Genomic DNA, 12,306 nt, shown 5'->3' on the forward strand with positions numbered 1-12,306 from the left:
GTCGCCTCCTTCACGCGAGCGTCTTCTGCGCGCGCACGACGGCGGCGGCGATCTGGTTATAGGTGCCGCAGCGGCACACGTTGCCGGCCATCTGCGCGAGCACCTGCTCGCGCGACAGCGGCGTGCGCGCGTCCTTCAGCACCGCGGCGGCGGTCATCATCTGGCCCGACTGGCAGTAGCCGCACTGCGGCGCCTGCTCGGCGATCCACGCGGCGGCCAGCGCCTGGCCCTCGCGCGAGCGCGCCAGGCCCTCGATCGTCGTCACCTGCGCACCGGCCACCGCCGACACCGGCGTCACGCAGGAGCGCGCCGGTGCGCCGTTGATGTGCACGGTGCACGCGCCGCACTGCGCGACGCCGCAGCCGTACTTCGTGCCGGTCAGTTGCAGGTCCTCGCACAGCACCCACAGCAGCGGCTTGTCGCCCGCGGCGTCGGTGCTCACGGGCTGGCCGTTGAGCGTGAATCGGATCATGGGGTCTCCAGCGGTTGTACACAGCCGCGTGGCCGTACGGGATCGTCTGTATATCGTCGGCGCGTGGGGTTTTTGTGGGCGGCGGCGCAGAAACCCTGCGCGCCGCCCGGGTTCACTTCGGGTTCTCACGTAGACCGCGCGGGCGGGCGCGTGCCGCGCGACGGTGCAGTAGGCACCGGCGCCTAGAAATTCCGCCCGTGGTCGTGCGCACAGCCGGCGGGCTGCCTCAAAATAGAACGATCGTTCGTTCGATTTGCGTATCACCGTGAGCACCAAGCCCGCCGACGACGCCGACGCCGCCATCGAGGCCGCGGCCGGCGCGCGAGTTGGCGCACGCGCCGCGCGCGGTGGTCTGCACAAGGGGCAGCTCACGCGCGCGGCGATCCTCGACGCCGCGCTCGCGCTGGCGTCGCAGATGGGGCTCGAGGGGCTGTCGATCGGCGCGCTGGCCGAGGTCATGCAGATGAGCAAGTCGGGGGTGTTCGCCCACTTCGGCTCGCGCGAGGAACTGCAGATCTCGGTGATCCGCGAGTACCACCGCCGTTTCGAGGACGAGGTGTTCTTCCCGGCGATCCGCGAGCCGCGCGGGCTGCCGCGGCTGGCGGCGCTGTTCGAGCGGTGGGTGCGGCGCGTGTCGCGCGAGATCGACTCGGGCTGCATCTACATCAGTGGCGCCGTCGAATTCGACGACCGCCCGGGGCCCGTGCGCGACGCGCTCGCGGCGATGGTACAGGCCTGGCACGCGGCGCTGGAACGGGCGATCCGCATCGCGATCGAAGAGGGTCACCTGAAGCCCGACACCGACGCGCAGCAGATGCTGTTCGAGATCCACGGCCTGATCCTCGCGCTGCACCACGACGCGCGCTTCCTGCGCGTGCCCGGTGCGCTCGACCGCGCGCGTGCCGGCTTCGCGCGCATCGTCGCGCAGCACGCCACCGCGAAGGGCCGCCGCGTCCAGGGCGCGCGCGCCGACACGCTCGCCACGCCGTCCTGACCCCCATCCCGCTTTCCGTCCCGTGTCCACCTTTCCAGGAGCCGTCTGACATGCCGACTTACACCCCCCCGCTGCGCGACATGCAGTTCGTGATGCACGAGCTGCTGCACGCGGTCGACGAGCTGAAGTCGATCCCGCGCCACGCCGACGTCGACGCCGACACGCTCAACGCCGTCGTCGAGGAGGCCGGCAAGTTCGCGGCCAAGGTGCTCGCGCCGCTGAACCCGGTCGGCGACCGTCAGGGCTGCACGCTCGACAAGGCCACGCACGAGGTGCGCACGCCCACCGGCTTCAAGGACGCCTACGCGCAGTACGTCGCCGGCGGCTGGCCCGCGCTGTCGTGCGAGCCCGAGTACGGCGGCCAGGGCCTGCCGCTGCTGCTCAACCAGTGCCTGTACGAGATGCTCAATAGCGCCAACCAGGCGTGGACGATGTATCCCGGCCTCGCGCACGGCGCCTACGAGTGCCTGCTCGCGCACGGCACGCCCGAGCAGAAGCGGCTGTACCTGCCGAAGATCGTCAGCGGCGAGTGGGCCGGCACGATGTGCCTGACCGAGCCGCACTGCGGCACCGACCTCGGCCTGCTGCGCACCAAGGCCGAGCCGCAGCCCGACGGCACCTACAAGCTCACCGGGCAGAAGATCTTCATCAGCGGCGGCGAGCACGACCTGGCCGAGAACATCGTGCACCTGGTGCTCGCGCGCCTGCCCGACGCGCCGCCGGGCAGCAAGGGCATCAGCCTGTTCGTCGCCTCGAAGTACCTCGTCGGCCCCGACGGCCAGCTCGGCGCGCGCAACCCGATCTACTGCACCGGGCTCGAGCACAAGATGGGCATCCACGGCAGCTCGACGTGCCAGATGACGCTCGACGGGGCGGTCGGCACGCTGGTCGGCGAGCCGCACCGCGGCCTGGCCGCGATGTTCGTGATGATGAACGCCGCGCGCCTGGGCGTGGGCAACCAGTCGCTCGGCCTGACCGAGGTCGCGTACCAGAACGCGGTGGCGTACGCGAAGGAGCGCCGCCAGATGCGCGCGCTGTCGGGTCCGAAGGAACCCGACCAGAGCGCCGACCGCATCATCGTCCACCCCGACGTGCGCAAGATGCTGCTGACCGCACGCGCCTACGCCGAGGGCGGGCGCGCGCTCGCGATGCACACGGCGCTGCTGATCGACAAGGAGCTGCACCACCCCGACCCCGAGGTGCGCCAGGCCTGCGCCGAGGAAGTCGCGCTGCTGACGCCGATCATCAAGGCCTTCTTAACCGACAACGGCTGGATCGCGACGTCGCACTGCCTGCAGGTCTTCGGCGGCCATGGCTACATCGCCGAGTGGGGCATGGAACAGTTCGTGCGCGACTCGCGCATCAACATGATCTACGAGGGCACGAACACGGTGCAGGCGCTGGACCTGCTCGGGCGCAAGGTGCTCGCCGACAACGGCAAGAAGCTCAAGGCCTTCGGCCGTCGCATCGCCGAGTTCGTCGAGGAGCACGGCGTCGACGAGAAGATGCTGGAGTTCGTCAACCCGCTGGCCGACCTCGGCGACAAGGTCACGAAGCTGACGACCGAGATCGGCTTCAAGGCGATGAAGAACCCCGACGAGGTCGGCGCCGCCGCCGTCGACTACCTGCGCGTGTGCGGCCACCTCGTGTTCGCCTACTTCTGGGCGCGCATGGCCAAGATCGCGCTCGACAAGCAGGGCAGCGGCGACCCGTTCTACACCGCCAAGCTGCACACCGCGCGCTTCTACTTCGCCAAGCTGCTGCCCGAGACCGCCGGGCTGATCCGCAGCGCGCGCGCCGGCCTCGAGCCGCTCGCGGCGATGGACGAGGCACTGTTCTGAGCGCCCCCCCGCAACGACCCCGCAAGGAGCCCACCCGATGGAACGATTCAATGTGCGCAAGGTGGCCGTGCTCGGCGCCGGCGTGATGGGCGCGCAGATCGCCGCGCACCTCGTCAACGTGCGCGTGAGCGTCGTGCTGTTCGACCTGCCCGCGAAGGACGGCGCGAAGAACGGCATCGTCACGAAAGCGATCGACGGCCTGAAAAAGCTCAAGCCCGCGCCGCTGGGCGTGTCCGACGACGCCGTCCACATCGAGGCGGCGAACTACGAGGAGCACCTCGACAAGCTGCGCGGCTGCGACCTGGTGATCGAGGCGATCGCCGAACGGATGGACTGGAAGCTCGACCTGTACCGCAAGGTCGCACCGTTCGTCGCGCCGCACGCGATCGTCGCGAGCAACACCTCGGGCCTGTCGATCACGAAGCTCGCCGACGCGCTGCCCGAGGAGATCCGCCCGCGCTTTTGCGGCGTGCACTTTTTCAACCCGCCGCGCTACATGTCGCTCGTCGAGCTGATCCCGACGCCGGTCACGCGCGCCGACGTGCTCGCGCAGCTCGAGACCTTCTGCACGACGACGCTCGGCAAGGGCGTCGTGCACGCGAAGGACACGCCGAACTTCATCGCCAACCGCGTCGGCATCGCCGGCATGCTCGCGACGATGATCGAGGCCGGCAAGTTCGGTCTGACGGTCGACGTCGTCGACGATCTGACCGGCAAGAAGCTCGGCCGCGCGTCGAGCGGCACGTTCCGCACCGCCGACGTCGTCGGTCTGGACACGATGGCGCACGTGATCAAGACGATGCAGGACAACCTGCAGGGCGATCCGTTCTACGCCACCTACGCGACGCCGCCGGTGCTCGCGCGACTGATCGAGCAGGGCGCGCTCGGGCAGAAGAGCGGCGCAGGGTTCTACAAGAAGGTCGGCAAGGACATCCTGCGCCTCGACGTGGCCGGCGGCGAGTACGTGGCCGCCGGCGCGAAGGCCGACGCGATCGTCGAGCGCATGCTCAAGAAGCCCGCCCCCGAGCGGCTGAAGCTGCTGCGCGAGAGCAGCAACCCGCAGGCGCAGTTCGTGTGGGCGATCCTGCGTGACTCGTTCCACTACTGCGCGGTACACCTGGCCGAGATCGCCGACACCGCGCGCCACGTCGACTTCGCGATGCGCCGCGGCTTCGGGATGCAGCAGGGGCCGTTCGAGCTGTGGCAGGCCGCCGGCTGGACGCAGGTCGCGCAGTGGGTCAAGGAGGACATCGACGCGGGCAAGGCACTCAGCAACGCGCCGTTGCCCGACTGGGTGTTCGACGGCCCGGTGGCCGAGCGCGGCGGCGTGCACACGCCCGAGGGCTCGTGGAGCGCCGCCGAGCGCCGCTTCGTGCCGCTGGCGACGCTGCCGGTCTACGGCCGCCAGCTGTTCCCCGAGACGCTCGTCGGCTGGGCGCCGAACGACCCGCTGAAGGCCGGCGTCGAGGAGTTCCGCAACGACGAGATCCGCGTCTGGACGCTCGACGGGCAGGTGCTGATCGCGTCGATCACGGCCAAGCTGCACCTGATCAGCCCGGCCGTCACCGAGGGGCTGCTCAAGGCGGTCGAGATCGCCGAGGCCAAGTACCAGGGCCTCGTGATCTGGTCGCCCGACGACGTGTTCTCGGCCGGCGCGAACCTCGAGTCGCTGATGCCGGTGTTCATGAAGCTCGGCGCCAAGGGCATCGCACCCGAGGAGAAAAAGCTGCAGGACATGATGCTGCGCATCCGCTACGCGCAGGTGCCAGTCGTCGCGGCGATGCGCGGGCTGGCGCTGGGTGGCGGCTGCGAGCTGGCGGTGCACTGCGCGCGGCGCGTCGCGCACCTGGAGACCTACGTCGGGCTGGTCGAGGTCGGCGTCGGGCTGATCCCCGGCGGCGGCGGGCTGGCCTACATCGCGCGGCGCGCCGCCGAGCAGGCGGCCGCCGCGCCGGGCACCGACTTGCTCGCGTTCCTGCGCGAGGGGTACCTGGCCGCGGCGATGGCCAAGGTCGGCACCAGCGCGCTCGAGAGCCGCAAGCTCGGCTACCTGCTCGACGGCGACATCGTCGTGCCGCACAAGGACGAGCTACTGCACGTCGCGATCGGGCAGGTCAAGGCGATGGCCGACGCCGGCTGGCGCCCGCCGCTGAAGACGCTGTTCCCGGTCGCGGGCCGCTCGGCGAAGGCGACGATCCAGGCGCAGCTCGTCGCGATGCGCGACGGCGGGCAGATCAGCGCGCACGACTACCACCTCGGCACGCTGATCGCCGACGTCGTCTGTGGCGGCGACGTCGACGCCGGGACGCTGGTCAGCGAGGAGTACCTGATGACGCTCGAGCGCAAGCACTTCTGCGCGCTGCTCGACCACCCGAAGACGCAGGAACGCATCATGGGCATGCTGCAGACCGGCAAACCCGTTCGGAACTGAAGGAGCGACGAAGATGAGCAAGCAGATCCAGGACGCCTACATCGTCGCCGCCACGCGCACGCCGATCGGCAAGGCGGGCCGCGGCTACTTTCGCGCGACGCGCCCCGACGACCTGCTCGTCGCGGCGATCCAGGGCGCGCTGAAGCAGGTGCCCGGCCTCGACCCGAAGGCGATCGAGGACGCCGTCGTCGGCTGCGCGATGCCCGAAGGCGAGCAGGGCCTCAACGTCGCGCGCGTCGCGGCGCTGCTCGCCGGCCTGCCGAACTCGGTGGGCGGCGTCACCGTCAACCGCTTCTGCGCGTCGGGGCTGACCGCGGTGCAGATGGCCGCCGACCGCATCCGCGTCGGCGAGGCCGACGTGATGATCGCCGGCGGCGTCGAGAGCATGAGCATGGTGCCGATGAGCGGCAACAAGCCGTCGTTCAACCCGGCCGTGTTCGCGAAGGACGAGAACGTCGGCATCGCCTACGGCATGGGGCTCACCGCCGAGAAGGTCGCGCTGCAGTGGAAGGTCAGCCGCGAGCGGCAGGACGCGTTCGCGCTCGAGTCGCACCGGCGCGCGATCGCCGCGCAGCAGGCCGGCGAGTTCGCTGACGAGATCACGCCGGTCGACGTCGTCGCGCGCCGTCCGAACCTCGACACCGGCGAGGTCGAGGTCTCGACGCGTACCGTCACGCTCGACGAAGGCCCGCGCGCCGACACGACGCTCGAGGCACTGGCCAAGCTCAAGCCCGTGTTCGCGTCGCCGAAGGACCCCACCGGCAAGGCCACCGGCATGGGCAGTGTCACGGCAGGCAACAGCTCGCAGACCAGCGATGGCGCCGGCTGCCTGATCCTCGCGAGCGAGGCGGCCGTCAAGCGCTTCGACCTCAAGCCGCTGGCGCGCTTCGTCAGCTTCGCCGCGCGCGGGGTGCCGCCCGAGATCATGGGCATCGGCCCGATCGAGGCGATCCCGGCGGCGCTGAAAGCCGCCGGGCTCAAGCTCGACGACCTCGGGTGGATCGAGCTCAACGAGGCGTTCGCGGCGCAGTCGTTGGCGGTGATCGACAGCGTCGGGCTGAACCCGGCGGTCGTCAACCCGATGGGCGGCGCGATCGCGCTGGGCCACCCGCTGGGTGCCACCGGTGCGATCCGCGCCGCCACCGTCGTGCACGCGCTGCGCCGCCGGAACCTGAAGTACGGCATGGTGACGATGTGCGTCGGCACCGGCCAGGGTGCGGCCGGCATCTTCGAGCGCGTGTAGACCGTCGCAGGAGCACGACCGTGACGCCCCACATCAAGACGGCGACGCTCAACGGCGTCGCGACGATCGAGATCGCGCGCCCCGAGAAGAAGAACGCTCTGACGCAGGCGATGTACACCGCGATGGCCGACGCGATCGCGGCGGCGGTCGCGGCGCGCGAGGTGCGCGCGCTGCTGATCACCGGCCAGCCGGGCGTCTTCACGTCGGGCAACGACATCGAGGACTTCGTGCAGCGCCCGCCGCAGGGCGAGGACAGCCCGGTGCTGCGCTTCATGCGCGCGCTGCTCGAGTGTGACAAGCCGGTCGTCGCCGCGGTCACCGGCGCCGCGGTGGGCATCGGCACGACGATGCTGCTGCACTGCGACTTCGTCTACGTCGCCGACGACGCGCGGCTCGCGATGCCCTTCGTCGGCCTCGGGCTCGTGCCCGAGTACGCGTCGAGCCTGCTCGTGCCGCAGCTGATGGGCCCGCGCCGCGCGGCCGAGAAGCTGCTGCTCGGCGACCCGTTCGGCGCCGAGGAGGCGGTCGCCTGCGGCATCGCCAACGCGGTGCTGCCGCCGGCCGAGGTGCTGCCGCACGCGCGGCGCGTGGCCGAGCGCTTCAACGCGCTGCCGCCGGGGGCCGTGCGCGACGCGAAGGCGCTGATGCGCGCGCCGCAGCGCGAGCAGGTGATGCAGGTCATCGCCGCCGAGGCCGAGATCTTCACCCGCCGGCTGCGCAGCCCGGAGGCGATGGAAGCCTTCCAGGCCTTCTTCCAGAAGCGCGCGCCGGACTTCAGCAAGTTCTGACCCCCGCGGGCGGCGTGCGATGGGCCTGGCCGCCAAGCTGGTGCTCAGCCCGCTGCTCGTCGCGCAGGCGCTGGCCACGCGCCGGCGCCTGCCGCGGCTGCCCGAGGCCGAGGGCGCGCGCGAAGGCGTGGCGGGCGACGGCCCCGTCGCGCTGCGGCTGCTGATCGGCGGCGACTCGTCGGCCGCCGGCGTCGGCGTTGCGACGCAGGACCAGGCGCTGGCCGGTCACACCGTGCGCGCACTCGCCGAGCGCGTGGGCGGCGCCGTCGCGTGGCGGCTCGTCGCACGCTCGGGGCTGACGACGGCGCAGTGCGCGGACCTGCTGATCGAGGCGGCGCCGCCGTGGCGCGCCGACGTCGCCGTGTTCGCGCTCGGCGTCAACGACGTGATCGACCAGGTGCCGCCGCGGCGCGCGCTCGCGGCGCGCGAGCGGCTCGTCGCGCACCTGCGCGAGCGCTGCGGCGTGCGCCACGTCGTCTTCATGCCGCTGCCGCCGGTGCACCGCTTCCCTGGCCTGCCGCAGCCGCTGCGCTGGGCGATGGGTGCCGACGCGCGCCGTCACGACGCCGCACTGGCGCGCTGGGCGCAGCGGCGCGACGACGTTAGCCACATTCCGATCGACCTGCCGCTGGCCCCGAAGGTGATGGCCAGCGACGGCTTTCACCCCGGCGAGCCGGTGTACCGGCTGTGCGGGCTGGCGCTGGCCGATCACATTGCGGCGCACGTGTGGCCGCGGCTGGCGCCGACGGCTCGCGCGCGCTGAAGGCCCGAAGTCGGCTGCCGGTCAGCCGCGCGGCACGGGCCGCGGCCGCCCCTGGGCGTCGGTTGCAACGTAGGTCAGCGTCGCCTCGGTGACCTTGACGACCTGGTGCTGCGCGTCGAGGCGCTGTGCGTAGACCTCGACGTTGACGGTGATCGACGTGGTGCCGATGCGCACCACCTCGGCGTAGAAGCTCAGCAGATCGCCGACGCGCACCGGCTGCTTGAACACGAACTGGTTGACCGCCACCGTCGCGATGCGGCCCTGCGCGATGCGCAGTGGCAGCACGGCGCCGGCCAGGTCGACCTGCGCCATCACCCACCCGCCGAAGATGTCGCCGCTGGCGTTGACGTCGGCCGGCAGCGGGATCACGCGCAGCACGAGCTCCTTGTCGGTGGGCAGTTGCACGCCGGTCGACGGGCGCGAATCGGTGGACATCGGCATCATTGGAGGTTGACAGCCGAAGGATTCTCACACGATGCGTGCGCTCGCCCACGGTTCGTCCTCCGCCCCCCTGCCCACCGCCGACCCGGCGCAGCGGCGCTCGGACTGGCGCACGCTGGCCAAGCTGCTGCCGTACTTCTGGCACTACCGCTGGCGCGTTGCGATCGCGCTGGGGTTCATGCTCGCGGCCAAGCTCGCCAACGTCGGGGTGCCGGTGCTGCTGAAGAACCTCGTCGACAGCCTGTCGGTCAAGCCCGGCGACGCCGCCGCGCTGCTCGTCGTGCCGGTCGGGCTGATCGTCGCCTACGGCGCGCTGCGGCTGTCGACGACGCTGTTCACCGAGCTGCGCGAGCTGATCTTCGCGAAGGCCACCGAGGGCGCCGCGCGCAGCGTCAGCCTGAAGGTGTTCCGCCACCTGCACGACCTGAGCCTGCGCTTCCACCTCGAGCGCCAGACCGGCGGCATGACGCGCGACATCGAGCGCGGCACGCGCGCGGTGCACTCGCTGATCTCGTACTCGCTCTACAGCATCCTGCCCACCCTCATCGAGGTCGGCCTCGTGCTCGCGATCCTGGCGTGGAAGTTCGACGCCGCATTCGCGTGGATCACGCTCGGCGCGCTCGTCGTCTACGTCGCGTTCACCGTCAGCGTCACCGAGTGGCGCACGCAGTTCCGCCGCCAGATGAACGAGCTCGACGCGCGCGCGCACTCGCGCGCGATCGACTCGCTGCTGAACTACGAGACCGTCAAGTACTTCAACAACGAGGACTTCGAGGCCCGGCGCTACGACGAGAGCCTCGAGCGCCTGCGCCGCGCCGCGCTCAAGAGCCAGAGCACGCTGAGCCTGCTCAACAGCGGGCAGCAGCTGATCATCGCCACCGCCCTCGTCGCGATGCTGTGGCGCGCGACGCAGGGCGTCGTCGCGGGCACGATGACGCTCGGCGACCTGGTGATGATCAACGCGTTCATGATCCAGCTGTACATCCCGCTGAACTTCCTCGGCGTGCTGTACCGCGAGATCAAGCAGAGCCTGACCGACCTCGACAAGATGTTCGGCCTGCTCGAGCGCGAGCGCGAAGTGGCCGACGCGCCGGGGGCGCGCGATCTCGTCGTCACGCGCGGCGTCGTGCGCTTCGAAGACGTGTCGTTCGCGTACGAGCGGCCCGAGGGCGGCACGAAGCCGGCGCGCACGATCCTGCACCACGTGAGCTTCGAGATTCCGGCCGGCAAGACGGTCGCCGTCGTCGGCCCCTCGGGCGCGGGCAAGAGCACGCTCGCGCGGCTGCTGTACCGCTTCTACGACGTCACCGGCGGGCGCATCACGATCGACGGGCAGGACATCCGCACCGTGACGCAGGCCAGCCTGCGCCGCGCGATCGGCATCGTGCCGCAGGACACGGTGCTGTTCAACGACACGATCGAATACAACATCGCCTACGGCCGCCCGGGCGCGAGCCACGACGAGGTCGTCGCGGCGGCGAAGGCGGCGCACATCCACGACTTCATCGCCAGCACGCCGATGGGCTACCAGACGATGGTCGGCGAGCGCGGGCTCAAGCTCTCGGGCGGCGAGAAGCAGCGCGTCGCGATCGCGCGCACGCTGCTGAAGAACCCGCCGATCCTGATCTTCGACGAGGCGACGTCGGCGCTCGACTCGGCCAACGAGCGCGCGATCCAGGCCGAGCTCAAGAGCGCCGCGCAGGGCAAGACGGCACTCGTGATCGCGCACCGGCTGAGCACCGTCGTCGACGCGCACGCGATCGTCGTGCTCGACGGCGGGCGCATCGTCGAGCAGGGCACGCACGCCGAACTCCTCGCGCGCGACGGCGCGTACGCGCGCATGTGGCGGCTCCAGCAAAGCGGCCGTGACGGCGACCGCGCGGACGGCTCGGCGGGCGACGCGCAGGTTCGATCCCCATCGACGCCGGGTGTGCCGGGCGGGTAGCGATGGCCGGCACTCGGCCCGTTGCGGCCGTCCGCGACCGTCCGCATGCGACGGTTTGCAGGGGACGCAGGCACCGCCGTCGCCCTGCCGCCACGACCTTTGCGCGCTTACCCGACGCTCAAGGAACACGACGGGCCGTCGGCGTGCAGCGAAGAGAGCCGCCGCCGGCTGCACGCCGCGTCACGCCTCACACCGCCGAGAAGCGCACCGACCGGTAGGCCTCGCGCCGCTCGCGCCCGGCGAGCACGACCTGCCACAGCTGTCCCTGCCGCGAGCGGAAGAAGCCGGCGCAGCACAGCAGGTAGTAGCGGAACATGCGCTGGAAGCGCTGCGGATAGCGGTCCTTCAGCTGCGGCCACGCGCGCTCGAAGTTGGCGTGCCACGCCATCAGCGTGCGGTCGTAGTCGGGGCCGAAGTTGTGCCAGTCTTCGACGAGGAAGCGGCCCTCGACGGCGCGCGCGATCTCGACCGCCGACGGCAGCTTGCCGTTGGGGAAGATGTAGCGGTCGATCCACGGGTCGGTGCGCGGCGACGTGACGTCGATGCCGATCGTGTGCAGCAGGAACAGACCGCCGGGCTTGAGCAGCCGGCGCACGGTGTCGAAGTACACCTCGTAGTTCTTCGGCCCGACGTGCTCGAACATGCCCACCGAGACGATCTTGTCGAACTGCCCCTGCAGGTCACGGTAGTCGAGCAGCTTCAGTTCGACCGGCAGGCCGGCGCAGCGCTGCTGCGCGAGCGCGAGCTGCTCCTTCGACACCGTGACGCCGACCACCCGCACGCCGAAGCGCTCGGCGGCGAAGCGCGCCAGCCCCCCCCAGCCGCAGCCGATGTCGAGCAGCGTCTCGCCGGGCTGCAGCTGCAGCTTGCGGCAGATCATCTCTAGCTTGTCGAGCTGCGCCTGCTCGAGGTCGGCGGCACGCTCCCAGTACGCGCACGAATAGATCATGCGCGAGTCGAGCATGCGCTCGAAGACGTCGTTGCCGGCGTCGTAGTGCTTCTCGCCGACCTCGAACGCGCGGCCCTGCGACTGCAGGTTCAGCAGACTGTGGCGCAGCGTCTCGAGCGCCAGCCGCAGCTTGGCGGTGCCCACCGCGCGGGACTCGATGTCGGTGCGCATCAGGCGGTGGAACAGCTCGTCGAGCTGCTCGCAGTCCCAGTCGCCGTCCATGTAGGCCTCGCCGAGGCCGAGCGACCACTGCGTCAGCACGCGGCGGTACAGGCGTGCGTCGCGCACCTGGATGTCCCAGGGCCGGCTGCCGTTGATGCGCACGTCGGCGTGCGCCAGCAGCTCCTCGATGATCTTCGGCGGCCGCGCATCGCTGCGCGGCGACGGCTGCCGCGACGGCAGCGTGGCTTCGTTGGAGCCCATCGTGGTCCTCGTCGGG

At 70.9% G+C, this 12,306-nt stretch carries 10 protein-coding genes; 7 read left to right on the forward strand and 3 right to left on the reverse strand.

Annotated elements, in window-relative coordinates; genetic code table 11:
* Window positions 1–10: 10 nt before the first annotated feature.
* On the reverse strand, window positions 11–472 hold the full coding sequence (locus DRV96_RS09780) for a (2Fe-2S)-binding protein (protein WP_119290420.1): 462 nt from the start codon (window positions 470–472) through the stop codon (window positions 11–13).
* A 301-nt stretch (window positions 473–773) separates the two neighbouring features.
* On the opposite strand from DRV96_RS09780, the gene DRV96_RS09785 reads away from it, so the two are divergent.
* From DRV96_RS09785 to DRV96_RS09810, 6 genes are read left to right on the forward strand one after another with little or no spacing between them, the layout of a single operon-like run.
* Complete coding sequence (locus DRV96_RS09785; RefSeq protein ID WP_119290507.1) at window positions 774–1,466, forward strand: TetR/AcrR family transcriptional regulator; 693 nt, start codon at window positions 774–776, stop codon at window positions 1,464–1,466.
* Between the two features lie 50 nt (window positions 1,467–1,516).
* The gene (locus DRV96_RS09790; RefSeq protein ID WP_119290422.1) at window positions 1,517–3,307 is read left to right on the forward strand and encodes an acyl-CoA dehydrogenase C-terminal domain-containing protein; all 1,791 of its coding nucleotides are present in this window, start codon (window positions 1,517–1,519) and stop codon (window positions 3,305–3,307) included.
* A 37-nt stretch (window positions 3,308–3,344) separates the two neighbouring features.
* Window positions 3,345–5,738, forward strand: coding sequence for a 3-hydroxyacyl-CoA dehydrogenase/enoyl-CoA hydratase family protein (locus DRV96_RS09795; RefSeq protein ID WP_119290424.1), 2,394 nt, complete (start codon window positions 3,345–3,347; stop codon window positions 5,736–5,738).
* A gap of 13 nt (window positions 5,739–5,751) precedes the next feature.
* On the forward strand, window positions 5,752–6,981 hold the full coding sequence (locus DRV96_RS09800; protein ID WP_119290426.1) for an acetyl-CoA C-acyltransferase: 1,230 nt from the start codon (window positions 5,752–5,754) through the stop codon (window positions 6,979–6,981).
* Between the two features lie 20 nt (window positions 6,982–7,001).
* Window positions 7,002–7,769: an enoyl-CoA hydratase-related protein gene (locus DRV96_RS09805; RefSeq protein WP_235823360.1), complete on the forward strand. Its 768-nt coding sequence runs from the start codon at window positions 7,002–7,004 to the stop codon at window positions 7,767–7,769.
* A 19-nt stretch (window positions 7,770–7,788) separates the two neighbouring features.
* A complete protein-coding gene (locus DRV96_RS09810) occupies window positions 7,789–8,532 on the forward strand; it encodes an SGNH/GDSL hydrolase family protein (protein ID WP_119290428.1) in 744 nt (247 codons plus the stop codon).
* 21 nt (window positions 8,533–8,553) lie between these two features.
* On the opposite strand, the gene DRV96_RS09815 is transcribed toward DRV96_RS09810, so the two are convergent.
* Window positions 8,554–8,967 (reverse strand): acyl-CoA thioesterase, encoded by a 414-nt coding sequence (locus tag DRV96_RS09815; RefSeq protein WP_119290514.1) that lies wholly within the window; start codon window positions 8,965–8,967, stop codon window positions 8,554–8,556.
* 40 nt (window positions 8,968–9,007) lie between these two features.
* Here DRV96_RS09815 and DRV96_RS09820 point away from each other — a divergent pair, with 40 nt between their 5' ends.
* Window positions 9,008–10,918 carry an ABCB family ABC transporter ATP-binding protein/permease gene (locus DRV96_RS09820; RefSeq protein WP_119290430.1) on the forward strand — a complete coding sequence of 637 codons (1,911 nt, stop codon included), beginning with the start codon at window positions 9,008–9,010 and terminating at the stop codon, window positions 10,916–10,918.
* A gap of 187 nt (window positions 10,919–11,105) precedes the next feature.
* Here DRV96_RS09820 and cfa read toward each other — a convergent pair whose 3' ends face one another.
* A complete protein-coding gene (gene cfa, locus DRV96_RS09825; RefSeq protein WP_119290432.1) occupies window positions 11,106–12,290 on the reverse strand; it encodes a cyclopropane fatty acyl phospholipid synthase in 1,185 nt (394 codons plus the stop codon).
* Between the last annotated feature and the right edge of the window lie 16 nt (window positions 12,291–12,306).

The organism is Azohydromonas sediminis (genome assembly GCF_003574675.1).
GTDB classification, from domain to species: domain Bacteria; phylum Pseudomonadota; class Gammaproteobacteria; order Burkholderiales; family Burkholderiaceae_C; genus Calidifontimicrobium; species Calidifontimicrobium sediminis.